At 59.4% G+C, this 24733-nt stretch carries 26 protein-coding genes; 14 read left to right on the top strand and 12 right to left on the bottom strand.

Annotated elements, in window-relative coordinates; all coding sequences use genetic code 11:
- Positions 1–206 precede the first annotated feature (206 nt).
- A complete protein-coding gene (locus AO240_RS25120) occupies positions 207–563 on the top strand; it encodes a hypothetical protein (protein WP_099240118.1) in 357 nt (118 codons plus the stop codon).
- Positions 564–729: 166 nt separating this feature from the next.
- On the top strand, positions 730–1161 hold the full coding sequence (locus AO240_RS25125) for a DUF3757 domain-containing protein (RefSeq protein ID WP_099240120.1): 432 nt from the start codon (positions 730–732) through the stop codon (positions 1159–1161).
- A 6-nt stretch (positions 1162–1167) separates the two neighbouring features.
- On the opposite strand, the gene AO240_RS25130 is transcribed toward AO240_RS25125, so the two are convergent.
- Positions 1168–2280, bottom strand: coding sequence for an enoyl-CoA hydratase/isomerase family protein (locus AO240_RS25130; protein WP_099240122.1), 1113 nt, complete (start codon positions 2278–2280; stop codon positions 1168–1170).
- Between the two features lie 135 nt (positions 2281–2415).
- On the opposite strand from AO240_RS25130, the gene ung reads away from it, so the two are divergent.
- Positions 2416–3108 (top strand): uracil-DNA glycosylase, encoded by a 693-nt coding sequence (gene ung / locus AO240_RS25135; protein WP_058413302.1) that lies wholly within the window; start codon positions 2416–2418, stop codon positions 3106–3108.
- A 55-nt stretch (positions 3109–3163) separates the two neighbouring features.
- Here ung and AO240_RS25140 read toward each other — a convergent pair whose 3' ends face one another.
- From AO240_RS25140 to AO240_RS25160, 5 genes are all read right to left on the bottom strand, one after another.
- Positions 3164–4201: an AbrB family transcriptional regulator gene (locus AO240_RS25140; protein ID WP_099240357.1), complete on the bottom strand. Its 1038-nt coding sequence runs from the start codon at positions 4199–4201 to the stop codon at positions 3164–3166.
- Positions 4194–5708 carry a tripartite tricarboxylate transporter permease gene (locus tag AO240_RS25145; protein WP_099240124.1) on the bottom strand — a complete coding sequence of 505 codons (1515 nt, stop codon included), beginning with the start codon at positions 5706–5708 and terminating at the stop codon, positions 4194–4196. The genes AO240_RS25140 and AO240_RS25145 overlap by 8 nt, the downstream gene beginning before the upstream one ends.
- A 1-nt stretch (position 5709) precedes the next feature.
- Complete coding sequence (locus AO240_RS25150) at positions 5710–6168, bottom strand: tripartite tricarboxylate transporter TctB family protein (protein ID WP_099240126.1); 459 nt, start codon at positions 6166–6168, stop codon at positions 5710–5712.
- Positions 6169–6228: 60 nt separating this feature from the next.
- Positions 6229–7212, bottom strand: coding sequence for a tripartite tricarboxylate transporter substrate binding protein (locus AO240_RS25155; protein WP_099240127.1), 984 nt, complete (start codon positions 7210–7212; stop codon positions 6229–6231).
- A gap of 71 nt (positions 7213–7283) precedes the next feature.
- On the bottom strand, positions 7284–8576 hold the full coding sequence (locus AO240_RS25160; RefSeq protein ID WP_099240128.1) for an OprD family porin: 1293 nt from the start codon (positions 8574–8576) through the stop codon (positions 7284–7286).
- Positions 8577–8826: 250 nt separating this feature from the next.
- Between AO240_RS25160 and AO240_RS25165 the strand changes: the two genes are divergently transcribed.
- Positions 8827–9498, top strand: a complete 672-nt coding sequence (locus AO240_RS25165) for a response regulator (protein WP_099240129.1) — start codon at positions 8827–8829, stop codon at positions 9496–9498.
- Positions 9491–10876: a sensor histidine kinase gene (locus AO240_RS25170; protein WP_099240131.1), complete on the top strand. Its 1386-nt coding sequence runs from the start codon at positions 9491–9493 to the stop codon at positions 10874–10876. The genes AO240_RS25165 and AO240_RS25170 overlap by 8 nt, the downstream gene beginning before the upstream one ends.
- Here AO240_RS25170 and AO240_RS25175 read toward each other — a convergent pair whose 3' ends face one another.
- The gene (locus AO240_RS25175; RefSeq protein WP_058413295.1) at positions 10877–11698 is read right to left on the bottom strand and encodes an HDOD domain-containing protein; all 822 of its coding nucleotides are present in this window, start codon (positions 11696–11698) and stop codon (positions 10877–10879) included.
- A gap of 37 nt (positions 11699–11735) precedes the next feature.
- A complete protein-coding gene (locus AO240_RS25180; protein WP_099240133.1) occupies positions 11736–12677 on the bottom strand; it encodes a folate-binding protein YgfZ in 942 nt (313 codons plus the stop codon).
- 140 nt (positions 12678–12817) lie between these two features.
- Here AO240_RS25180 and AO240_RS25185 point away from each other — a divergent pair, with 140 nt between their 5' ends.
- Both AO240_RS25185 and AO240_RS25190 read left to right on the top strand, forming a co-directional pair.
- Positions 12818–13072, top strand: a complete 255-nt coding sequence (locus tag AO240_RS25185; protein WP_058413293.1) for a succinate dehydrogenase assembly factor 2 — start codon at positions 12818–12820, stop codon at positions 13070–13072.
- Positions 13056–13502 carry a protein YgfX gene (locus AO240_RS25190; protein ID WP_099240135.1) on the top strand — a complete coding sequence of 149 codons (447 nt, stop codon included), beginning with the start codon at positions 13056–13058 and terminating at the stop codon, positions 13500–13502. The genes AO240_RS25185 and AO240_RS25190 overlap by 17 nt, the downstream gene beginning before the upstream one ends.
- On the opposite strand, the gene nadB is transcribed toward AO240_RS25190, so the two are convergent.
- Complete coding sequence (gene nadB, locus AO240_RS25195; protein ID WP_099240137.1) at positions 13471–15087, bottom strand: L-aspartate oxidase; 1617 nt, start codon at positions 15085–15087, stop codon at positions 13471–13473. The genes AO240_RS25190 and nadB overlap by 32 nt on opposite strands.
- 462 nt (positions 15088–15549) lie before the next feature.
- On the opposite strand from nadB, the gene rpoE reads away from it, so the two are divergent.
- The 4 genes from rpoE to AO240_RS25215 all read left to right on the top strand — a co-directional run bounded on the left by rpoE (position 15550) and on the right by AO240_RS25215 (position 19410).
- The gene (rpoE, locus tag AO240_RS25200; RefSeq protein WP_003172477.1) at positions 15550–16131 is read left to right on the top strand and encodes an RNA polymerase sigma factor RpoE; all 582 of its coding nucleotides are present in this window, start codon (positions 15550–15552) and stop codon (positions 16129–16131) included.
- 32 nt (positions 16132–16163) lie between these two features.
- Positions 16164–16751: a sigma-E factor negative regulatory protein gene (locus AO240_RS25205; protein ID WP_099240139.1), complete on the top strand. Its 588-nt coding sequence runs from the start codon at positions 16164–16166 to the stop codon at positions 16749–16751.
- A gap of 16 nt (positions 16752–16767) precedes the next feature.
- Positions 16768–17727 (top strand): MucB/RseB C-terminal domain-containing protein, encoded by a 960-nt coding sequence (locus AO240_RS25210; RefSeq protein ID WP_099240141.1) that lies wholly within the window; start codon positions 16768–16770, stop codon positions 17725–17727.
- 234 nt (positions 17728–17961) lie between these two features.
- A complete protein-coding gene (locus AO240_RS25215; RefSeq protein WP_099240143.1) occupies positions 17962–19410 on the top strand; it encodes a DegQ family serine endoprotease in 1449 nt (482 codons plus the stop codon).
- 80 nt (positions 19411–19490) lie between these two features.
- On the opposite strand, the gene AO240_RS25220 is transcribed toward AO240_RS25215, so the two are convergent.
- Complete coding sequence (locus tag AO240_RS25220) at positions 19491–20924, bottom strand: M48 family metalloprotease (protein WP_099240145.1); 1434 nt, start codon at positions 20922–20924, stop codon at positions 19491–19493.
- 95 nt (positions 20925–21019) lie between these two features.
- On the opposite strand from AO240_RS25220, the gene AO240_RS25225 reads away from it, so the two are divergent.
- Together AO240_RS25225 and AO240_RS25230 are read left to right on the top strand one after the other, a co-directional pair.
- A complete protein-coding gene (locus AO240_RS25225) occupies positions 21020–21259 on the top strand; it encodes a sulfurtransferase TusA family protein (RefSeq protein ID WP_058413286.1) in 240 nt (79 codons plus the stop codon).
- Between the two features lie 30 nt (positions 21260–21289).
- Positions 21290–22360, top strand: coding sequence for an AI-2E family transporter (locus AO240_RS25230; RefSeq protein ID WP_099240147.1), 1071 nt, complete (start codon positions 21290–21292; stop codon positions 22358–22360).
- A gap of 170 nt (positions 22361–22530) precedes the next feature.
- Here the strand turns inward: AO240_RS25230 and AO240_RS25235 are convergent, their stop codons facing one another.
- Positions 22531–23004 carry a peroxiredoxin gene (locus AO240_RS25235; RefSeq protein ID WP_099240149.1) on the bottom strand — a complete coding sequence of 158 codons (474 nt, stop codon included), beginning with the start codon at positions 23002–23004 and terminating at the stop codon, positions 22531–22533.
- A gap of 10 nt (positions 23005–23014) precedes the next feature.
- Positions 23015–23575 carry a glycine cleavage system protein R gene (locus tag AO240_RS25240; RefSeq protein ID WP_003172487.1) on the bottom strand — a complete coding sequence of 187 codons (561 nt, stop codon included), beginning with the start codon at positions 23573–23575 and terminating at the stop codon, positions 23015–23017.
- Positions 23576–23847: 272 nt separating this feature from the next.
- Here AO240_RS25240 and dapA point away from each other — a divergent pair, with 272 nt between their 5' ends.
- Entirely contained in the window at positions 23848–24726 is an 879-nt protein-coding gene (dapA, locus tag AO240_RS25245; RefSeq protein ID WP_099240152.1) for a 4-hydroxy-tetrahydrodipicolinate synthase, read from the top strand.
- Positions 24727–24733 lie beyond the last annotated feature (7 nt).

Raw genomic sequence — 24733 nt, forward strand, 5'->3', positions numbered from 1 at the left:
ACTGAATCGATACACTCGTTTGATAGACGGGTTCTCTACCCGCTGCGTGAAAAACCGATCGATCGAGTGTCGACTCAGATGTTTCAAACCATTACCAAAACGCACCAGATTCGGTTTTTGATGTCAGACATTTCGTCATTCGGTGAAAGCTGAATGCCGCTTTCCAGCGTCGCTGGATGAGCTCTTCCGCGGTCCAGGAGGCCGCCATGTATCGACGACTGCTTCTTAGTGCTGTACTCGGTCTGACCCTTTCTGCGTGTGTGCCCTATTACGATGGCGGTGCCACTTACTACCGCTCCGAGGTCTACACCGCCCCTGCGCCGGCCTACTATTACGGCGGCCCCACTTACCAATATGGGCGCAGCTACTACGCGCCATCGCCGCGTTACTATCCGGCGCCGCGTTACTACCAGCCGGCACCGCGTTATTACCAGGCGGCACCGCGTTATTACCCAAGGCCCGGTTACCGGCCGTACCCAAATCAGGCTTGGGGTGACCGCGGCGGCAATGGCGGGCACGGCCGTGGACACGATCATGGCGGTGGTCGCGGCGGCCATCGTTGACAGCGGTTGACTTAAAGCGGCGCGCCAAGCGCCGCTTTTTTTTGCCTGCCGTTTATCGGTACTGTCAGTTCTAACAGGTATCTAATGTGATTCAGATGTATTTAACTGCGTGAGCGCCGCTGTAAGTGTCCAGGAAACCAGCGGGTTAAAAAGGAGCGAGCGCCCAATGATCAAGCGATTAGCGTGTTTGTTTTCTCTGTTGATGGCAGGGGTTACACAGGTACAGGCGGAGCAGGGGTGCCCTTATCCCTCTTCGGTCAAGTTTACGGATGGCTATTTCCAGGCCCTTAGTGGAAAGGCGCTGTGGCAAAGCTCCAAGGTCGAGTCTGATGATTTTGCCGATCGGTTCATCGGCGCACTGTTTACTCCGGGCAAAGGCCAGGAGCGCGAGAACGGCCACTTGGACAAGTGCATGTACCGCATGGGCAGCGGCCAGGTGGTGGCGTTGCGATATGAACTGCCAGGCACACTCAACACGGTGTCACTGACCGCGACCCTGCATTGGCAACTCGCCAGAGATCCATTGGAGCAGTATGTTTACATCTGCCAGGACAGCCAGCCGGACAACTGTGCATTCAAGGTTGGCATGCTCAACTGATTGCTGTCAGTAGTCCGACAAGTCTGCCAGAGGGTTTCTGCCTTCCCAGGCCTTGTGAAAGTGCGCTTGCACCACAGCGTCCGGCACCGTGTTTATATCCGGCCAATGCCAATGCGGCTGTTGATCCTTGTCGATCAAGCGCGCCCGAACCCCTTCGCTGAATTCCGGATGACGGCAGCAATTGAGGCTCACGGTGTATTCCATCTGGAACACCTGGGCCAACGATAGGTGTCGCGCCCGCAGGATTTGCTCCCACACCAGATGCGCGGTCAGCGGGCATCCTTCGCTGAGCGTTTTGCCTGCGCGGCTGAACAGCGGGTCGGCGTGGTCGCTTAGCAGGCTCAACGCGCGCCAGGCACAACGCACATCGCCCACGTCCAGCCACTCGTCGATCTGCGCGCGGCGTGGCAGCCATTGCGCTTCGGGTTGCTGGCTGACGGCTTCCTGCGCGAGCGCCTTGAGCAGGCTGTTGAGTTGCATCGCAGTTTGTTCCTGCCAGTTCAGTTGCAGCAGGCCTTCGATCAGTTCGTCTTGCTGGTCATCGCGCAAAAAACGGTCGGCCAAGCCCAGGTCCATCGCATCGCGACCATTGATATGCGCACCCGTGAGGCCAAAGAACAGGCCGAGCTTGCCCGGCAGGCGCGACAGGAACCCACTGGCCCCGACATCCGGGTACAAGCCGATGCTGATCTCGGGCATCGCCAAACGGCTGCTGGGCGTCACGATTCGCACCGCCGCACTTTGTAACAAGCCCATGCCACCGCCCAGCACGTAACCGTGGCCCCAGCACATCAGCGGTTTGGGGTAGGTGTGCAGGCGATAGTCGAGGCGATATTCCGCCGCAAAAAACTGCGCGGCCAGAGGCGGTACAACGCCCGGCTCTTCACGGCAGGCCTGTGCCAGGCTGCGCACTTCGCCGCCGGCGCAAAAAGCTTTTGGCCCATTGCCGCGCAGCAGTACACAGACAATATTCGGGTCTTTGGCCCAGGCATCCAGGCGTTCGCCCAAGGCCTGAATCATCGGTAATGAGAGGGCATTCAGGGACTTTTCAGCGTCCAGGCTGGCAATGCCGAGGTGGGCACCGTTGCTGCAGGCCAGTTCTTCGAAGTGCAGGTTCATCGCGACCTCAATCCAGAAAGTGAAGGTTCAGTATGATCGCTTCAAAGGAAAGTGCCGGTTGTGTGTCAGATCAATTGACAAGCGGGGTGGGCTTTCCTAGGGTTCGCGCATTCTTTTTTAGACGATGATTCGATCATGACCGAAGGCGACCGTATCAAACTCGAACCGAGCTGGAAACACGCGCTGCGTGATGAGTTCGAGCAGCCCTACATGGCCCAGTTGCGCGAGTTTTTGCGCCAGGAACACGCGGCAGGCAAAGAGATTTACCCGCCTGGTCCGTTGATTTTCAATGCGCTTAATTCAACGCCTTTGGACAAGGTCAAGGTGGTGATCCTCGGGCAAGACCCTTACCACGGGCCTGGTCAGGCGCATGGGTTATGCTTTTCGGTGCAGCCTGGCGTGCCTGCGCCGCCGTCCTTGGTCAATATTTACAAAGAGCTTAAGCGCGATTTGAATATCGACATTCCTAATCATGGTTGCCTGCAGAGTTGGGCGGACCAGGGTGTGTTGATGCTCAATACCACCATGACGGTTGAGCGAGCCAACGCGAACGCGCACGCGGGCAAGGGCTGGCAATTTTTTACTGACCGGATTATTGAGGTGGTCAGCGAGCATCAGCCGCACTTGGTGTTCTTGTTGTGGGGGGCTCATGCACAGGGTAAGCAAAAGCTGGTGGATGCGACCAAGCACTTGGTGTTGACGTCAGTGCATCCGTCGCCGTTGTCGGCCTATCGAGGGTTTTTGGGGTGCGGGCACTTCAGCCGTACCAATAAATTTCTTGAGCAGAATGGCGAGACGCCGATTGAGTGGCGGTTACCGCCCCTTTGAGGCTTAAGGTAATGGGATGTGGGAGCCAGCTCCCACATTTTAATGACACAAGGCTTCAAACCTTTTCAGGCTGACGGTTCCAGTGCCGGAACAGGGGCTCCGCCAGAAACAGCACAAACAACAAACGCATTACCTGCATCGCCGTGACCAAGGGCACCGACAGTTGCAACGTCTCGGCCGTCAGGCTCATTTCAGCAATCCCGCCCGGCATCATGCCCAGGGTGAGTGAGCGCAAATCCAACTGCGTCAGCGCGCTCAAGCCGACGGCCGCCAACGTCGCCAGCACCATGGTCAGGGCTGTGCCGAGCAGCGTACGCGCCATAAACGACGGCGCGCGCCGAAAGAACTGACGGTTGAAATGGCAGCCCAGACCGCTGCCGATCAGCCATTGGCCGATCTGGCTGCCGCCGTTCGGCAGGCCTATGTGCAAGTCCCAGACAACGCTGGCGGTAGCGCTTACCAAAAGCGGCCCGAACAGCCAAGGGTTGGGCTGACGCAAACGCTGCCAGCCCCACGCCACCAACGCGCCAATCGGAAACAACACCGCCAGCCACGCCCAGCTTACCGGCGCCGGGTGAAATTGCGGTGTGCCGCCCTCCAGCAAATACTTGAAGATCGCGGGTACACACAGCACCACCACCAACACGCGCAAGCTCTGGCCCGCCGCGACACGGCTGAGCACCGCGCCATTACGCGCGCCCAGGTTGACCATCTCACCGGAACCGCCCGGCATGCTGGAAAAAAACGCGGTGGCGCGGTCTTCGCCACTGCGGCGCATCAACCACACGCCGACGACGCTCGACAGGCTGGTGACCAATGCACCAAAAAAAATCAGGCCGAAGTGGCTCATCACCTGCTCGATCACCACCGGCGTGAAGTGCAGGCCTATGCCAATGCCCACCACCCATTGACCGCATTTGCGCCCGCCGGGAATTTCCGCCAATTGCCACGGCGTGAGGCAGCGCACCAGGATAATCGCCAGCAACGAGCCGACCATGTACGGCAAAGGCCAGCCGACCAGGCTGGCCAGGTAACCGCCGGCCAGGCCGACCAGCGGTGTTCCCCACCAGTGTTTAAAGGTGACCTCAGACATCGGCCACGGCACGCCGCGCCAGCGCACGTTTGCGGTAGATGCGCACCAACGGGAAGGCCAGCATCAGCGCAGTCAGCACCCATACACCAAAGGTGATCGGGCTCGACCAGAGGATGTCCAGCGCACCGTTGGAGATCGACAGCGCGCGGCGCAGGTTCTGCTCCATCAGGCCACCGAGGATAAAGCCCAGCAGCACCGGCGACAGCGGGAAGTCCAGCTTGCGCAGGATGTAGCCGAAGATGCCGATACCGACCATCAGGAACAGGTCGAAGGTGGTGGCGTGCACCGCGTACACACCAATCGCGGTGATGATGGCGATCACCGGCACCAGCGCCCAGTTCGGCACGGCGAGGATACGGGTGAAGATGCGGATCATCGGAATGTTGAGGATCACCAGCATGATGTTGGCGATAAACAACGACGCGATCAGGCCCCAGACGATGTCCGGTTGCTGTTGGAACAGCAGCGGGCCGGGCGTGATGTTGTACAGCGACAGCGCGCCGATCATCACCGCCGTGGTGCCTGAACCGGGTACGCCAAGGGTCAGCATTGGCACCAGCGCGCCGCAGGCCGAAGCGCCAATCGCGGTTTCCGGCGCTGCCAGGCCGCGCATGTCGCCCTGGCCGAATTTGCCGCTGGCACCGGCGATACGTTTTTCGGTCATGTAGGCAACGGCTGAGGCGAGTGTGGCACCGGCACCCGGCAATACGCCCATGATGAAGCCCAAAAGGCCGCAACGGATGTTAACCACGAAAACAGAGGACGCCTCCTTGAGGTTGAACATCATCCGCCCGGTGGCTTTTACCGCTTCCTGGCCACGGTGGGTTTTTTCCAGCAGCAACAGAATCTCGCTGATCGAGAACAAGCCCAATACCAGGACCACAAACTGGATGCCATCGGTGAGGTGGATATTGTCGCCGGTAAAGCGGTACACGCCGCTGTTGGCGTCAATGCCCACGGCCGAAAGGAACAGGCCGATCAGCGCCGCCACAAAGGTCTTCAGCGGTTTGTCACCGGCCATGCCGCCGAGGCAGACGATCGCGAATACCATCAGTACGAAATATTCCGCCGGGCCGAACGCAATCGCCCACTTTGCCAGCAGCGGCGCAAACAGCACCATGCCGCAGGTGGCGATAAACGCGCCGATGAACGAACTCCACGCCGACAGTGACAGCGCCACACCGGCCAGGCCTTTACGGGCCATCGGGTAGCCGTCGAGGGTGGTCATCACGGTGGAGGCTTCGCCCGGAATGTTCAGCAGGATCGAACTGATACGGCCGCCGTACTCGCAGCCCAGGTACACGGCCGCCAGCAGGATTAATGCCGACTCCGGAGGCAAGCCCAAGGCAAACGCGATGGGGATCAACAGCGCCACGCCGTTGATCGGGCCAAGCCCCGGCAGCAGGCCGACCACCGTGCCGATCAAGGTGCCGCACAAGGCGGTAATCAGGTTGTAAGGCGTCAGTGCAACGCCGAAGCCCTGGCCCAAATAGCTGAACGTATCCATATCAGTTCTCCAGAACTTCAAGCAGGCCGAGGGGCAGCGGTACATCCATGGCTTTATCGAAGAGCAAATAAAGACCCACGGCCATCAGGCTGACTATCACCACGCTGGGCAACCAGCGGCCACCATACAGGCGCGCCATTGGGATGCCGATCAGGATGCTGCTTAGGATGAAGCCCAGCGGTTCGAAGGTACCGGCAAACACCAGCAACAGCGCCACGCAAGCGCCGATCTTGACCAGCGTGTCGCGGTCCAGTGCCGGTTCTTCTTCGGTATGTTTGGTCGGCTGCGGGCGAAACAGCATGTAGACAAGGCCCAGGCTCATCAGCCCGAGCATCAACAGTGGGTAAGCCCGAGGCCCGACCGGCTCGTAGGAAAACGCCGCTTGATACGGCCAGGCCATCAGCGCGAGAACCGCGCAGACCAGCAGCATCACAGCGGCAAAAATGCGTTGTAAGAGCATGTTGAACTCCTGGGCCGCGCGCCTCATCAGGCAAGGCGCGGCCGAGTGAAAGACCGGTGATTACTGGATCAGGCCGAACTCTTTGGCCAGCACTTTGTAGTCAGCCACCTGTTTTTTCACGTAGGTGTCCAGCTCCGGGCCAGTCATGGCAAACGGGAACAACTCGCGCTGGTCACGCAGTTTGTCGAATTCTTCGGAGGCCAGCAGTGTGTCGAACGCGTCTTTCCACCAGGCGTAGTCGGCGTCGCTGACTTTTGGCCCGAGGTAGAAGCCGCGTACCACGGGCCATACGATGTCGTAGCCTTGCTCTTTGGCCGTAGGAATGTTCTTCATTTCCGGCTCGTCCAGGCGATTTTCGGCAAACACCGCGAGCAGGCGCATGTCACCGCTGAGAATGTGCGGCATGGAGTCGGAGATGTCGGTGCTGCCGACCTGGATATGGCCACCGAGCAGGGCCGTGGCGATTTCACCGCCGCCTTCAAGCGCCACGTAACGCAGTTCGCGCGGGTTGATCCCGGCGGCCTTGGCAATCAGCGCGGTTTGCATCCAGTCCTGGCTGCCGACGGTGCCGCCGGAACCGATGACAACGCTGCCTGGATCGGCCTTCAAGGCCTTAACCAGATCATCAAGGGTCTTGTAGGGCGAATCGCTTTTCACCGCGATGGCACCGTAGCTGGTGCCGACCGCCGCCAACCAACGCACGGCGCTTTCATCGAAGCGGCCAAATTTGCCTTGGGCCAGGTTCAACAACGAACCGCTGGACCATGCTACCAACGTGCCGCCGTCTGCAGGGCGCTGTGCCACCACTGCGTTATACGCCACCGCGCCCACTCCGCCGGGCATGTAGGTGACGCGCATCGGTTTGCTCAGCAACTTCTGGTTGACCAGCGCGCTTTGCGCCAGCTTGCAGGTCAGGTCAAAACCACCGCCGGGGGAGGCCGGGGCGATGCATTCCGGGCGCTTGGGTTCATCGGCGGCGAGCAGTTGGCCGGCGAACAGCAAGCAGCCTGCGGCGAGGGAAAGTTTACGCAGTGAAAAGCTCATTTTTTATCTCCGTCTTTATTTTTATTAGTTGTTACTAGTTGCTACTAAAACCACGACTTTTAAGGCATGACTTACCAGAGCGCTACGCTGTAGCTCACCAGCACCCGCACTTCATCCGCATCACGCGCTGAATAGTTGGAGCGGTACGTAGCGTTACGCAGGCGCACGGCAACATCCTTGAGCGCGCCGCTTTGCACCACGTACTTGACCTCGCTGTTGCGTTCCCACTCCTTGCCGGTGTCGCCATTTTTGAGCTTGATGCTGTCACCCGAAAGGTAACGGCTCATAAAACTCAGGCCGGGAATGCCCAGCTTGGCGAAGTCATAATCGTAACGCGCCTGCCAGGAGCGTTCTTCGGCGCCGGCAAAGTCGTTGATCTGCACGAAGTTGACAAGGTAAGGATCGCTCCCATCCACGTAGGGAAAAGCGCTTTCACCGAACATGCGCTGGTAGCCGGCGCTGAGCTTATGGCCGTTAAGGGCATAGCTGAACAAGCTGCTGAACGAGGTGTTGTCGATTTTGCCGCCACGCGCGCCGCCGGTGTCATCGCTGATCGCCAGGCGCAGGTCGCTGGCGAAGGTGCCTGGCCCCATCGGGCGTGCGGCCACGAGGCCGAGGAAGTGCTGGCGGTAAACATCGTCGAGCTGGGCAAAATGGTAGCTGCCGGTGATCTTGTCGGCGAACCTGTAATCCGCGCCGCCAAAATTGAAGTGTTTGCCGCTGGCACCGCTGACAAAACGGCTGTTGCGGTTATTCAGGGTGATGTCTTGGTAATGCGTGGCGTCGCGGTCCTTGGCTTTATCCAGGCGGCCGCCGGTGAACACCAGGTTCTTGAATTCTTTGGAGGTGAGCAGGCCACCGTTGAAGGTCTGCGGCAGGATACGCCCGTCATTGGGCTTGAGGGTTGGCAGTTCGGGGATCAGCGCGCCGACCTTAAGCTCGGTGGCTGCGACCTTCACCTTGCCGGTCAGGCCCAGCTTGCTGTACTCATTGGCGGCGCGGCCATCATCGTGTGTCGGCAACAGGCCAGTGCCGGTGCGATCGGGGCTGGAGTCGAGCTTGACCCCGAGCATGCCCAGCGCGTCCACGCCAAAACCGACAGTGCCGTCGGTGTAGCCCGATTGCAGGTTGAGCATGAAGCCCTGCGCCCATTCATCACGCTTGGATTGCTGGGCGCTGGTGCCGTCGCGAAAGTCGCGGTTGAAGTACATGTTGCGGGTTTCGAGGCTGGCGCTACTGTCTTCGAAGAAGTCAGCCTGGCTGAGCGGCGAAAAGCCAGCAAGGGCGGCGGCACTGGCAAAGGCGGTGTGGGAGAGGCAAGAAAAACGAGCAGGCGCGAGTGCCTGGGGCTGTGTCGACAGCATGGTGGTGTACTCCGTTATTGTTCTTATTTTTTGGCGAAAACGCTTCGGGGCGTTTTTTCAGCGCTACGGACCAGGTAACTCGGCAGGGAACGCATGCAGGCATGACCGACCGTCGCTGGATGCTAAAGGGCGAAGCTTTCACTAACCTTTCAGCTGCCTTTCAATGTTTTCGGGCTTCACAGGGTAGGCGGCGCCTGTAAACTGCCCCGCAAAGCGTGGTGTTGACCATGCCCGAACGAGGTAAAAATCCATGCGTGTACTCTTGGTTGAAGACCATTTGCAGCTCGCCGAAAGTGTCGCCCAGGCGCTCAAGAGCACGGGTTTGACTGTCGACGTGCTGCACGACGGGGTCGCCGCGGACCTGGCCTTGAGCAGCGAGGAATACGCGGTGGTGGTGCTCGATGTGGGGCTGCCGCGCATGGACGGTTTTGAGGTGCTGGCCCGTCTGCGAGCGCGTGGGAAAAATCTGCCTGTGCTGATGCTGACCGCGCGCAGCGACGTGAAGGACCGCGTACACGGCCTCAACCTCGGCGCCGATGACTACCTTGCCAAGCCGTTTGAACTCACGGAGCTGGAAGCGCGGGTCAAGGCGCTGTTACGCCGCAGCGTGTTGGGCGGTGAGCGTCAGCAGGCGTGCGGCGTGCTGGTTTACGACCTGGATACGCGGCGTTTCACTGTGGGCGGCGAACTGTTGACGTTGACCTCGCGTGAGCAAGCGGTGCTTGAAGCGCTGATCGCTCGCCCCGGCCGCGTGATGAGCAAAGAGCAATTGGCGTCCCAAGTGTTCGGCCTGGATGAAGAAGCCAGCCCCGACGCAATCGAAATCTATGTGCACCGGCTGCGTAAAAAGCTCGACGGCCAACCCATCGCCATCGTGACCTTCCGCGGCCTCGGCTACCTGTTGGAAGCCCGCGATGCATAAGCCCAGCAGCCTGCGCTGGCGGCTGCTGTGGAATTTGGCGCTGTTGCTGGTGGTGTTGATGCTTGCCAGCGGCATGAGTGCCTACTGGAACGGTCGCGAGGCGGCCGACACCGCCTATGACCGCACGCTTTTGGCTTCGGCGCGCACCATCGCCGCCGGGTTGACGCAAGTCGATGGCACCTTGAGTGCCAATGTGCCTTATGTGGCGCTGGACACCTTTGCTTACGACAGCGCCGGGCGTATTTATTATCAGGTCAATGACATTGACAAGAAGCTGATCTCCGGTTACGAAAACCTTCCCGGCCCGCCACCCGGCACGCCGCGCACCGACAATTACCCCGCGTTGGCGCGGTTTTACAACGCCACCTATCAAGGCCAAGAGGTGCGTGTGGTCAGCCTGCTCAAGGCGGTCTCCGAGCCGAACATGAATGGCATGGCGGAAATTCGCGTGGCGGAAACCGACGAGGCGCGCGAGAGCATGGCCCGTAGCCTGCTGGCCGACACGTTGCTGCGCCTCGGGATGTTGGCGATCGGCGCGTTGCTGTTGGTGTGGTTTGCCGTGAGTGCGGCACTGCGCCCGCTGGAGCGCCTGCGCACGGCAGTGGAAGAGCGCCAGCCCGACGACCTGCGGCCGTTGCCGCTGGTAGAGGTGCAGCTTGAGTTTGGCCCGCTGGTGCGTTCGCTCAACCACTTTACCGAGCGCCTGCGCGGCCAGTTCGAGCGCCAGGCGCAGTTTATCGCCGACGCCGCCCACGAACTGCGCACCCCGCTGGCAGCGCTCAAGGCGCGGCTGGAACTGGGCCTGCGCAGCGACGCGCCGGCCACCTGGCACAGCACCTTGGAAACCGCTGCACAAGGCACCGACCGCCTGACTCATTTGGCGAATCAATTGCTGTCGCTGGCGCGTATCGAAAACGGCGCGCGGGCGATTGCCGAAGGCGGCGCGCAACTGCTCGACCTCAGCCAGTTGGCACGCGAGTTGGGGATGGCCATGGCGCCGTTGGCCCACGCGCGCGGCGTTGCCTTGGCGTTGGAGGCGGACGAGCCTGTGTGGTTGCGCGGTGAGCCCATCTTGCTGAATGAGCTGCTGAGCAATTTGGTCGATAACGCCCTGGCCCACACGCCACCGGGCGGCAATGTCATCTTGCGGGTCTCGGCGCCCGCGATCCTGGAAGTAGAAGATGATGGCCCGGGCATCCCGCTGGACGAGCGGGACCGGGTATTCGAGCGGTTTTACCGGCGCAACCAGCAGAGCATGGGCTCGGGCTTGGGGCTGGCGATTGTCGGGGAAATCTGCCGCGCGCATTTGGCGCAAATCAGCCTGCACGATGGTGAGCTGGCCGGCTTGAAAGTGCGCGTGAGTTTTATCGCGGGCTGATCAGTAAAACATCGACCGTGCTTCATCCAGCTCGGCGCGCAGCGTCTCGCTGTAGGGGTCGATGCGCAGTTTTTTCATCGCAGGCAAGGTGGAAACGTGCACACTCGCCAACGGATGGTCGGTGCCTGCGTGGCAATACAGCACGGCAATTTGTACCAGGTCGATGTAGTCAAGGCGGGCCGAGTCGCGCTCCAGATCCAGGTATTGACCAGGCAGTTTTGCGAGCATTTCCGGGAAATCCCAGCCGCCCAACAGCTTGTCGCCCAGCAACGGGTGAATACTGTCGATCACGTGGTTGAGGCTGACCGGGTCGGCGAGTAGTTCGTAATGGTCTTCGGCGTAGGTAAGGATAGGCAATACGCCAATCTGGTGTACCAAACCACCGAGCGCAGCTTGGTCTGGCTTGAGCTGGCTGTAATTGCGGCACAAGGTATAGCTCACGCCTGCCACTTCCAGGCTGCGGCGCCACACATCATGCATTTTTTGTTCAACGACTTCAGAGCGGGCGTGGAAAATCTGCTCCATCACCAGGCCTATCGCCAGGTTGCTGCTGTAGTTGGTGCCCAGCCGAGTGATGGCGGTGTGCAGGTCGGTGACTTCCTGAGTGGCACGCAGCAATGGGCTGTTGACCACTTTTATGAGGCGTGCGGACAGCGCGGTATCGCGACCGATCACTTTGCTCAAGTGGCTGATGCTGATCTCCGGGTCTTCAGCGGCCTGACGAATTTTCAGGGCCACTTCCGGCAATGTCGGCAGAACCAGGTCATCGTTGTCGATGGCCGTCACCAAAGCCTGTTGGACTTTTTCCGCCAGCGTGCTCATTGATGCTCTCTAGGGTATTGCAAAAAGGGGGCGACGGTTAACGCTGGATCTCTCGATCGCGGTCCAGTGAGTAAGGCAGGTCAAGCAACTGCACACCGGGACCTTCCAGGGAGCCTACGCAGACCTTGCCACTGTCGGCAGCTTCGGCTTGCAACACGGCCAGAAGTTCAATCGATTGGTCAGCTTTCGCTGCAATGACGACTTCACCAATCGAACTGTTATGGCTGGGCGAAAACAGGGCGGTGCCTGGCTCCGGCAATTCGGCCGCGTTCACGCTCAGGCGATACAGGCGACGTTTGAGCTTGCCCAGATACTGCATGCGCGCGACGATTTCCTGGCCGGTGTAACAGCCTTTTTTGAAACTTACGCCGCCGACGGCCTGCAGGTTAAGCATCTGCGGGATAAACAGTTCGCGGGTCTGAGGCATGACCTGGCCGATGCCGGCGCGGATTTGGCCCAGCAGCCAATCATTCAAGTCAGCGTGTTGCAACTGTGTGGCCAATGAGTTGCGTACGGCTTCGGCTTGCTCGATGGGCACCCAGAGTTCGGCCCGGCCTGGGGAAACGCGAAGCGCGATGAAGGTTTCGGTGCGCACTACGCTGTCCGTCTCGGCCGGCAGGTCAAGGCCGAGGCTGGCCAGGGCGTGATCCGCCTGTGACAGGCCGAAACGTACCCAGGCCGCGCTTTCGTCGGTGAGCCTGGACTTGGAGAATACGGCGTATTTTTTCAAATCCGCCAATTGCGGTTCGAGCAGCTCGGTGGCCATGGCCAGCAGTACGCCATCACCTTGCAGCAGGATACGAAAGCTCGACTGCATGCGGCCTTTTTGCGTGCAGCGCGCGCCAAGGCTGGCCTGCGTATCGCTCAGGTAATTGAGGTTGCAGGTCAGCTGCCCTTGCAGGAACTTGGCGGCATCAGCACCGCGAACAGCCAGAACGCCTTCGTGGGACAGGGCGCAGAAAAAAGCAGAGTCAGCCATGGGTCATCGCAGGTCGAAAAGTCATGGGTGCATCATAGAGGGGCGCCCGCCAAATGGATAGTTTCCGTATCAGGCTACTAAAGCCGACTGTTGCGCAGCGGTCGTGCCTGTATACTTGCGCACTATTTGAGGAGCGTTCCATGGTCGAAGACGTAGAAATCAATCGCCTCTACTGGCACAGCCGTCGCGGCATGCTGGAGTTGGATGTGTTGTTGGTGCCTTTTACCAAGGAGGTTTACGCGACGCTTGATAAGGTGGATCGCGACCTCTACGTCAGGCTGCTGACGTGTGAAGATCAGGACATGTTTGGCTGGTTCATGGAGCGCGCTGAATCTGAAGATCCTGAGCTGCAGCGCATGGTTCGGATAATTCTGGACCGTGTTCAGCCAAAATAACCATTTTGAATGCCGCTGGCGCGCCTCACGGCTGTTGCTGGCGGCGTATCTTGTTGCCCAGTTGTTCGCGCTGGGCGCCTTGCTCGTTGTCGATTTGCCGTACTCAAGCGTTGGCGCAGTGCTGTGCCTGATTCACGCTGCCTGGGTTCTACCGCGGCATGTGCTGCTCACTCACCGTTCGTCGATTCGTGGCCTGCGCCGTGACGAAGACGGCTGGCAGTTGTGGAGCACCGCGCGAGGCTGGCACAGCGTGCAATTGCGCCCCGACAGCCTGGCCTTGCCGTTGATCGTGGTGCTGCGTTACCGGGTACGAGGCGAGTGGCGCGTGCGTTCGATCTGTGTGCCAATCGATGCGCAAGCCGCCGATGTGCACCGGCGCCTGCGCGTACGTCTTAAGTTCAGCCGCCGTAGGTGGTTGGCACCAGAATAGTGTCGCGTGCCTCGGGCAGCATCTGCGGGTAGTCGAGGGTGTAATGCAGGCCGCGGCTTTCTTTGCGCTCCATGGCTGAGCGGATCATCAACTCTGCAACTTGCGCCAGGTTGCGCAACTCGATCAGGTCGCGGCTGACTTTGTAGTTACTGTAAAACTCGTCGATCTCGTCCAGCAGCAAGCGCACGCGGTGTTGCGCACGTTGCAAGCGCTTATTGGTGCGCACAATCCCCACGTAGTCCCACATGAAGCGGCGCAACTCGTCCCAGTTGTGGGCGATGATCACGTCTTCGTCCGAGTCGGTGACCTGGCTGGCGTCCCAGCGAGGCAGGGCAGCCGGCACGGCGATGCGTGGCAGTTGTTCGAGAATGTCGGCGGCCGCTGAGCGGGCGTAGACGAAACATTCGAGCAGCGAGTTGCTGGCCATGCGGTTGGCGCCGTGCAGGCCGGTGAAGCTGGTTTCGCCAATCGCATACAGGCCGGGTACGTCGGTGCGACCGTGTTGGTCGACCATCACACCGCCGCAGGTGTAGTGCGCGGCCGGCACCACCGGGATCGGGCCTTGGGTGATGTCAATGTTAAACGCCAGGCAGCGCTCGTAAACGGTGGGAAAGTGGGTCTTGATGAAGGCTTCGGACTTGTGGCTGATGTCCAGGTAAACGCAGTCGATGCCCAAGCGCTTCATCTCGTGATCGATAGCGCGCGCCACGATGTCGCGCGGCGCCAGTTCTGCGCGCGGGTCGAAGCGCTGCATGAAGCGTTCGCCATTGGGCAGTTTCAAGTGCGCGCCTTCGCCGCGAAGGGCTTCGGTGATCAGAAAGCTTTTGGCCTGCGGGTGATACAGGCAGGTAGGGTGGAACTGGTTGAATTCCAGGTTGGCCACCCGGCAGCCAGAGCGCCACGCCATGGCGATGCCGTCACCGCAGGCGCCGTCGGGGTTGCTGGTATACAGGTAAACCTTGGCCGCGCCGCCTGAGGCGAGAATGGTGAAGCGCGCGCCGTAGGTGTCGACTTCGCCGCTGGCGCGGTTGAGCACGTAGGCGCCAAGGCAGCGATCGCCTTCCAGCCCGAGGCGTTTTTCGGTGATCAAGTCGACGGCTACTCGTTGCTCCAGCAGCTCGATGTTGGGGCGTTGGCGGGCTTGGTCGAGCAACGTCTTGAAGATCGCGGCGCCGGTTGCATCGGCAGCATGAATGATGCGGCGATGGCTGTGCCCGCCTTCACGGGTCAGGTGGAACTCGAATCCGCCGTCGTCGCTGCCTGCGTGTTCGTCACGCGTGAACGGCACGCCCTGATCAATCAGCCACTGGATAGCCTCGCGGCTATGCTCGACGGTAAAACGCACAGCGTTTTCGTCGCACAGCCCGCCGCCTGCGTTGAGTGTGTCTTCAACGTGCGATTGCACGGTATCGGTGTCGTCCAGCACGGCGGCGACACCGCCCTGAGCCCAAAATGTCGAGCCGTTGGCCAGGTCGCCTTTGCTCAGGACGGCAATGCGCAGGTGGCCGGGAAGGGTCAGTGCCAGGCTCAGGCCAGCCGCGCCACTACCGATTACCAGAACATCGTGTTGAAACTGTTGGCTCATTTCAGGGATTCCGCAAATAGCGATCCAAAGGCTGGCGCATACACGACGCCCGGATCGGCGAATCAAAGGGTCACACGGGCCACTAGTATATAGAGGGGGGGAGCGGCACAATAGCAAGGCATTCGTGGCAATGTGAGATTACGAAGCACAGCTAGGGTAAACTCGAACGGTTATTGAATCGGGAACTTTTTGCATAAGCCCCGACTCAATAGCAGGTTGCCCGGAAGCTGGGAAAGCGTTGATTTTATTGGCCCGTCGGGAGCATTGGACGCGTCATAAAACCGGCGACAAGATTATTCGCGCAGTCGGCATTGCCCGTACTGCGTTTTTCGTGTGTGCCAAATCAGTGCGCGCCGGAAACTTGCTTGGAGGGGGAGAACTTTTGCGAAAAGTCCGAGTCTATGTTTGCAAGCCTGATCGTTTAGTTATGCAAGCCTCCTCCCAGTACAACGAGGAGTGTTCATGCTAACCCAGGAAGAGGATCAGCAGCTCGTCGAGCGCGTTCAACGCGGCGACAAGCGGGCATTTGATCTGCTAGTGCTGAAATACCAGCACAAAATTCTCGGGTTGATCGTGCGGTTTGTGCACGACACCCATGAAGCGCAGGACGTTGCACAGGAAGCCTTTATCAAGGCGTACCGTGCACTGGGCAATTTCCGCGGTGACAGTGCGTTTTATACGTGGCTTTACCGCATAGCCATTAACACGGCGAAGAACTATCTGGTGTCTCGCGGTCGTCGCCCACCCGATAGTGATGTTAGTTCAGAAGATGCTGAATTTTATGATGGTGACCACGGCCTCAAAGATCTCGAGTCGCCGGAGCGTGCATTGCTGCGCGACGAGATCGAAGGAACCGTTCATCGCACAATTCAGCAACTGCCAGAAGATTTGCGTACGGCGTTAACTTTACGTGAATTCGATGGTCTGAGTTACGAAGACATTGCGAGCGTCATGCAATGTCCGGTGGGGACTGTAAGGTCACGGATTTTCCGGGCCCGGGAAGCCATCGACAAAGCCTTGCAACCGTTGTTGCAGGAAAACTAAAGACAGCGGCGACAGCCAAGAGAGGAACCGCCATGAGTCGTGATGCCCTGCAGGAATCGCTGTCCGCAGTGATGGATAACGAAGCGGATGAACTGGAACTTCGTCGAGTGCTTACTGCATTTGATGATGCTGAAACCCGTGATACCTGGTCTCGTTACCAAGTCGCTCGGGCGGTGATGCACAAGGATCTTCTAATCCCTCGTCTGGATATTGCTGCGGCCGTTTCTGCCGCGCTGGCTGATGAAGCCGTTCCGGCAAAAGCTGCTCGTGGTCCTTGGCGTAGCCTGGGTCGCTTGGCAGTCGCTGCTTCGGTAACTGTTGCTGTGCTGGCCGGTGTTCGTCTGTACAACCAAGACGAAATCGCGGGTGCCGAATTGGCCCAACAGACCCAGCAGCCGGTCATGGCCGGTCCGCAAGTCAAAGGCCCAGCGGTACTGGCTGGCTACAAGGAAAGCTCAGACACCACCGGCCCCATGGCCACCGGTGTGCTGCAAGGGCAATCCGGCTGGCAAGATCAGCGTCTTCCAGGCTATCTGCGTCAACATGCGCAGGAATCTGCCCTGAAAGGCACTGAAAGCGCTCTGCCATACGCTCGTGCTGCAAGCCTGGAAAACCGCTAGACCGCTAAGGAGCCCTATGCGCGCCATACCGCTCCTTACGTTTTTGCTTAGTGGTTGTTTTGCACTCCCCGCCCATGCCGATGAAGCCCAAAACTGGCTGACTCGACTTGGGCGTGCCGAGCAGCAGCAAAGTTTTAAAGGCACCTTTGTCTACGAACGCAACGGTAGTTTTTCTACCCATGACATCTGGCACCGTGTCCAGAATGGCCAAGTCCGCGAGCGGCTTTTGCAACTCGACGGTTCTGCCCAGGAAGTCGTGCGTGTAGATGGCCACACGCAATGCGTCAGTGGCACTCTGGTTGCCGGCCTTGGTAATTCGCCTGAAGCGCCTTCGCGCGCACTTGATCCAAAAAAACTAACTCAATTTTACGAACTTGCCGTCATTGGCAAATCTCGCGTGGCTGGCCGGAAAGCGGTAATCGTATCGATCACTCCGCGCGATCCCTACCGCTATGGTTTTGAATTGCACCTGGATCGCGAAACAGCGCTGCCGCTTAAGTCCCTGTTGCTCAATGATCAGGGGCAATTGTTGGAGCGCTTTCAGTTCACGCGACTGAACACTTCGCCAGCACCCTCTGATGCAGACTTGCAGCCTACGGGCGATTGCGCACCGGTAGCGCTCTCGACCAGCAAAGCGCTTGAAGTGCCTGCTACCCAAGTATGGCATCTGGATTGGCTGCCTCCTGGTTTCCAGCTTACCAACAGCATTGCGCGCAAAGATCCCCACACAAAATCGACTGTCGACAGCTTGATGTTCGAAGATGGGCTTGCGCGTTTTTCGGTGTTTGTTGAATCAACTGACGGCGCCACTGTGAATGAAACACGCACGCAGTTAGGCCCGACGGTGGCGGTGTCTCGCCGCCTGAACACCGTCGATGGCGAAGTAATGGTGACGGTTGTGGGGGAAATCCCGATCGGCACCGCCGAGCGCATTGCGCTTTCGGTGCGTGGCGAAAAGGCAGTCACCAAGCAGTGAATTGTTAATCCTGTGTTCATCCTGACCTTTCAGTCTGAGCGTATGCTTGGTCGAGTGCTGAGAGCATGAAATTTCTGGATCAGTATTTTCACTTGCAAAAATCCCCCATGTTTTTTATAGGTCAGGGCTTAACGGCGCTGGCCTTGTTTTGTTCGCGGAACAAAGATGCCGGTCGCAGTTTTCGGCGTTTCTTGAACCCTGTCGCTCAACCCTGCTCGTCGTAACGGGAGCTGTATGTCGATACCACGTTTGAAGTCTTATCTATCCATAGTCGCCACGGTGTTGGTGCTGGGTCAGGCCGTGCCCGCGCAAGCGGTCGAACTGCCTGACTTCACCCAATTGGTGGAGCAAGCATCGCCTGCTGTGGTGAACATCAGTACCACGCAAAAACTGCCGGATCGCAAAGTCTCGAACCAGCAGATGCCGGACCTTGAGGGCTTGCCGCCGATGCTGCGCGAGTTCTTCGAGCGTGGCATGCCACAGCCGCGTTCCCCGCGTGGCGGTGGCGGTGGCGGTGGTGGCCAGCGTGAGGCGCAGTCCTTGGGCTCGGGGTTCATCATTTCGCCCGATGGCTACATTCTCACCAATAACCATGTGATTGCCGACGCTGACGAGATTCTCGTGCGCCTGGCTGATCGCAGTGAGCTGAAAGCCAAGCTTGTGGGCACTGACCCGCGTTCCGATGTGGCTTTGCTGAAAATCGAAGGCAAAGATTTGCCGGTATTGAAACTCGGTAAATCCCAGGACCTGAAGGCTGGGCAGTGGGTAGTGGCGATCGGTTCGCCGTTTGGCTTTGACCATACCGTGACCCAGGGCATCGTCAGCGCCATCGGTCGCAGCCTGCCAAACGAAAACTACGTGCCTTTCATCCAGACCGACGTGCCGATCAATCCGGGTAATTCGGGTGGTCCGCTGTTCAACCTGGCGGGTGAAGTGGTCGGGATCAACTCGCAGATCTACACCCGTTCCGGTGGTTTCATGGGCGTTTCTTTCGCCATCCCGATTGACGTGGCCATGGACGTTTCCAATCAACTGAAAAGCGGTGGCAAGGTTAGCCGTGGCTGGCTGGGCGTAGTGATTCAGGAAGTGAACAAAGACCTGGCTGAGTCCTTCGGCCTCGATAAGCCGGCCGGTGCACTGGTCGCGCAGATCCAGGATGATGGCCCGGCTGCCAAAGGTGGCCTGCAAGTGGGCGACGTGATACTGAGCATGAATGGCCAGCCGATCATCATGTCGGCAGACTTGCCGCACTTGGTAGGCGCACTGAAGGCGGGCAGTAAAGCCAAGCTGGAAGTGATTCGTGAAGGCAAACGCCAAAACGTAGAGCTGACCGTTGGTGCCATCCCTGAAGAGGGTGCTGCCCTGGATGCTTTGGGCAATGCGAAGCCTGGCGCTGAGCGCAGCAGTAACCGCCTGGGCATCGCCGTGGCTGAGCTGACGGATGAGCAGAAGAAGAGCTTCGACCTTAAAAGTGGCGTAGTCATCAAAGAAGTGCAGGACGGCCCTGCCTCTCTGATTGGCTTGCAGCCGGGTGACGTGATTACGCACCTGAACAACCAAGCCATCGACAGCACCAAGCAGTTCACCGACATCGCCAAGGCGCTGCCGAAGAACCGTTCGGTGTCGATGCGGGTTCTGCGTCAGGGCCGCGCAAGCTTCATCACCTTCAAGCTGGCCGAGTAATCCGCCAGCCGGTAACCCGGTAACAACAAAAAGCCCCGCCTTCGGTTAACGAAGGCGGGGCTTTTTTGTGGGTGACAGCTTTAGCTCATCATCCCCTTGACCAAGCGTTCCTGTTCGATCAGCTCGCGTTGGCGTGCATCAATGCGCGAGGACAAGGGGAAGTTGTTGCCTGCCCGGCGCTTGGCAAAGTCCAGTTGCTGAATAGCCTGCTGGAAATCACCCACCAGCGCGAAGTACTCGGCGCGGGCTTGATGCAAACCGATGATATTACCGGACAAGCCGCGCGTTTCGGCGACCTGGTACCACACGTCCGGATCATCAGGGCGCGATTTGAGCAGGGCATCCAGTGCCTTTTCGGCATCGGCGGTGCGGTTCTGCTTGAGCAGCAAGTCCACTCGCACCTGGTTCAGCGGATAGTTGCCAGGGTACTGGGTGAGCATCTGATCGGTGCGTTGCTGCGCATCGGGCAAGCGGTTATTGGCGATGTCCAGCTCGATTTGCGCCAGGTTGTAGGTGATGTCGTTGGGTGCCTTGGCCAACAGCGGCTGCAAAGTTTCGCGCGCCTCTTTGTACTGCGTGCCTTTGATCTGGGCGATGGCCAAGCCATAACGCGCCACATCGTTTTTCGGGTTCTCGTCCAATTGCGCCCGGAAGCGCTTGGCGGCGAGGCCTGAGGTGTCTTCGTATTGCAGTTGCACGCGTGCGCGAATCAGTTGATAGCGCAAGCTGTCTTCCTTGCCGCCGGCTTTGGCTTGCTCTGCGCGGTTGCGGGTGTCGGCGATACGCGATTCGGTCACCGGGTGAGTCAGCAGGAACTCCGGCGGCTTGGCGTCGAAACGGTATTGGCGCATCAGGCGTTCAAACATGGTTGGCATGGAGCGCGGGTCGTAACCGGCCTTTTCCAGATTGACGATGCCGATACGGTCAGCCTCCTGCTCGTTCTGGCGCGAGAACCGGCGTTGCTCCTGAATGGCCGCCGCCTGGCTGCCGGCAATCGCGGCAATACCGGCATCACCCGCGCCCGCTGCGGCAGCGATGATGCCGCCGAGCAGCGCGGCCATCATCGGGAGCTGCATGCGCGACTGCGCTTCCACGCCACGGGCAAAGTGGCGCTGGGACAAGTGGGCCAATTCGTGGGCGAGTACCGAGGCATATTCACCTTCGGTTTGTGCGTTCAGAAACAAACCGCCGTTAACCCCGACAATGCCGCCGGGTGCGGCAAACGCGTTGAGCTGCGGGCTGTTGATCAGGATGAACTCCAGGCGCCGGTCATTCACCTGGCTGGTCTCTACCAGCTTGTACACGCTGGTTTCGACGTAATCCTTGAGCTGTGGGTCATTAAGCTGCGAGACCTGGCCCCGCAGGTAGGCCAGCCATGCGCGGCCCAACTGGTATTCCTGTTGTGGCGAGACAATGGCAGAGCTGGCGTCGCCAAGTGACGGCAGGTCGTCAGCGAAGCCTGGAGAGGCCAGCAGGCAGGCCAGCGTCAGCAGGGTGGGGCGCAAAAAAGTCATGCACAGGGCCTTTCGACAAAGAGCTTACTGTAGCCGGACACTGAGCGTGGGACCAGATATTCTAAGCACCCCAAACGCTTGCCCGGAGTAAAACCATGACTGACGCTGTAGCCTTTGATGCCGAACTCGATGCCAGTGGCCTCAATTGCCCGTTGCCGTTGCTCAAGGCCAAGCTGGAACTGAACAGGTTGGCCAGTGGTGCGGTGCTTAAAGTGACCGCCACAGACGCAGGCTCCCAGCGCGATTTTCGCACGTTCGCCAAGTTGGCCGGGCATACCCTGCTGCACGAGGACGACCTCGCCGGTGTGTACCGTTATTGGTTGCGCAAGGCCTGAGCCGTTTGCCCCACCACCCGAGGTTAATTGATGTTCAAAGTGTTACGAGACTGGATTCAGCGCTACTTCTCGGATGAAGAAGCCGTGGTGCTGGCCGTTTTGCTGTTCCTGGCCTTTAGCGCCGTACTCACGTTAGGTGGGATGTTGGCGCCGGTGTTGGCGGGGATGGTGCTGGCGTACCTGATGCAAGGCTTGGTCACCAGCCTGGAGCGTTTGCGTTTGCCGGGCGGGGTGGCGGTGGGGCTGGTGTTTGCATTGTTCATGGGTGTGCTGGTGGTGTTTATCGTGGTGGTGTTGCCCCTGCTGTGGCATCAGTTGATCACCCTGTTCAACGAGCTGCCGGGCATGCTCGCCAAGTGGCAATCACTGTTGCTGCTGTTGCCGGAGCGCTATCCGCACCTGGTGTCGGATGAGCAGGTGTTGCAGGCCATCGAGCTGGCACGCGGCGAGATCGGCAAGTTCGGGCAATGGGCGCTGACCTTTTCCCTGTCGAGCCTGCCGCTGCTGGTCAACATCATGATCTACCTGGTGCTGGTGCCGATTCTGGTGTTTTTCTTCCTCAAGGACCGCGCAATGATCGGCCGTTGGGTCAGCGGTTACCTGCCGCGTGAACGCGCGCTGATTACCCGGGTGGCCGAGGAGATGAACCGGCAGATCGCCAATTACATCCGCGGCAAGGTCATTGAGATTGTTATCTGCGGGGGCGTCACCTACATCGCCTTTATAGCCTTGGACCTGAACTACGCGGCGCTGCTGGCATTGCTGGTGGGCGTGTCGGTGGTGGTGCCGTATGTTGGCGCGGTGGTGGTGACGGTGCCAGTGACGTTGATCGCGTTGTTCCAGTGGGGCTGGAGTGACCAGTTTATCTACCTGATGGCGGTTTACGGGATTATCCAGACCCTGGACGGCAATGTACTGGTGCCACTGCTGTTCTCGGAGGCGGTTAACCTGCACCCGGTGGCGATCATCTGCGCGGTGTTGTTGTTCGGCGGGTTGTGGGGTTTTTGGGGAGTATTTTTTGCGATTCCCCTGGCGACGCTGTTCAAGGCCGTACTGGATGCGTGGCCACGGCGAGAGCCGGTTGTGGCGCCATTGTTGTAACAGCAGCGACCTGACTGTGGCAGGGGGCTTGTTGTGGCCAGTGTGCCTGCTGTGGCAAGGGGCTTGTTGTGGCGAGGGGGCTTGCTCCCGTTGGGCTGCGCAGCGGCCCTAAAAAGAGTGGGAGCGCTTCGCACTCCAACGCGAGCAAGCCCGCTCGCCACAGACAGAATTCAAGCTTTGTTCAAGGCCTGCGCCGCTGCCAGCACGGCATCCACATGCCCTGGCACTTTCACGCCGCGCCATTCCTGACGCAGCACGCCATCCTGGTCGATCAGGAAAGTGCTGCGATCTACGCCCAGGTATTCCTTGCCGTACAGTTTCTTCAGCTTGATCACATCAAACAGCTGGCAAACCGCTTCGTCTTTATCGCTGATCAGCTCGAACGGAAACTCCTGCTTGCCCTTGAAGTTTTCGTGGGACTTCACGCTGTCGCGCGACACGCCAAACACTTCTGTATTGGCGGCCTTGAACGCTGCGTACTGGTCACGAAAAGCCTGGCCTTCGGTGGTACAGCCCGGGGTGCTGTCTTTGGGGTAGAAGTAGATCACCACTTGCTTGCCCTTGAGGGCGGCGAGGCTGAAGGTCTGGCCACTGGTGGCCTGGGCTTCGAAGTCGGCCACGGGTGTGTCGATCGCTACCGGCATGAGTACGTCCTTACATTGGGTTTTGTGGGCGCCATGGCTCGATCAGTGCGTCGAGGTTCAAGGCATCGGCGAAATCCAGGAACTGGTCACGCAGCCAGCTGATCTGCACGCCTGCCGGCAAGGTCACGGTGAACGTGGCATTGAGCATGGTGCCGCCGGTTTGCGGGGCCTGATAGGTGTCGCAGGTCAGGTTTTCGAGTTCGACATTGTGGTCGATAAAAAACTGGCACAGCTCGTTGACGATGTCCGAGCGGTAAGCCGAACTGACATACGCGACATAAGGCAGGGCCTGTGGGCGATTTTCCAGCGCGGCGCTGCGTACCACGTTAACCGTAAAGTCATGCTTCTTGGCCAAGCCCGGCAAGCCGGTCTCCAGGCGCGCCAGGGCGTCCCAGGTGCCGGAAATCTGCAGCACCAGCGCACTGCACTCGCCATGGCGAGTCAGGCGCGAGGTTACAACGGCGCAGCGATTTTCATGGCTGGCGCGGCACAGGACGTTGGTCAGCTCCATGGGGTTGGCGCCGAGGGCACTGATAACAAGGAATTGTTCGCGAACTGTGGGGGTGGACATGCAGCCTTCCTAAACGATGAGCGGTCGATACTGTGCGGGCCGTATCGATCAAAGCATGAAGGGTAGCGAAAAGCGTCGCCAAGGGATAGGAGGTGGCGTTTTCATTGCGTGATCGGTCGGATTTCAACGTGCTTCAGAGCAGGCTTTGGCCCAATGATGGCATTGCCCGTCGTTTAGTTGATCCAGAACGCGTCCTCAGGCGGTACTTCGCTTGTACAAGCATCTTGGCGCCAGTACCATTACGGCTCTCTTTTTCCGGCAGGAGCGGTTGCATGATTGCGGGCAGTATGGTGGCACTGGTCACACCCATGGATGCACAAGGTCATCTCGACTGGGATAGCCTGGGCAAACTGGTGGACTTCCACCTGCAAGAAGGCACCAACGCCATTGTGGCGGTCGGGACCACAGGTGAATCGGCCACGCTGGATGTGGAAGAACACATCAAGGTGATCGAATTTGTGGTCAAGCGTGTCGCGGGCCGCATCGCCGTGATCGCCGGTACGGGCGCCAATTCGACGCGTGAAGCGATCGAGCTGACCAAAAACGCCAGGAAGGCCGGCGCCGATGCCTGCCTGTTGGTGACGCCGTACTACAACAAGCCGACCCAGGAAGGCCTGTATCAGCACTTTCGCACCATTGCCGAAGCGGTTGATATTCCGCAGATCCTCTACAACGTACCCGGCCGCACTGCTTGCGACATGCAGGCGGCGACCGTGATTCGCCTGTCCAGCGTGCCGAACATCATCGGTATCAAGGAAGCCACCGGCGACCTGCAACGTGCCAAAGACATCCTGGCCGGCGTGAGCAGCGACTTCCTGGTGTATTCCGGTGACGACGCCACGGCTGTCGAGCTGATCCTGCTGGGTGGCAAAGGCAATATCTCGGTGACCGCCAACGTCGCCCCGCGTGCCATGAGCGAGATGTGCGCCGCCGCCATCGCCGGTGACGCCGTTACCGCCCGTGCCATCCACGAGAAGCTGATGCCGCTCAACAAAACACTGTTTATCGAATCCAACCCTATTCCCGTGAAATGGGCGCTGTTTGAAATGGGCTTGATGCCGGACGGTATCCGTCTGCCGCTCACCCGGCTCAGCGAAGCCTGTCACGAACCGCTGCGACAGGCCCTGCGCCAGTCCGGCGTCCTGGTTTAATTGAGGA

Origin of the sequence: Pseudomonas sp. ICMP 460 (assembly GCF_002723595.1) — a bacterium.
Classification (GTDB): Bacteria; Pseudomonadota; Gammaproteobacteria; order Pseudomonadales; family Pseudomonadaceae; genus Aquipseudomonas; species Aquipseudomonas kitaguniensis.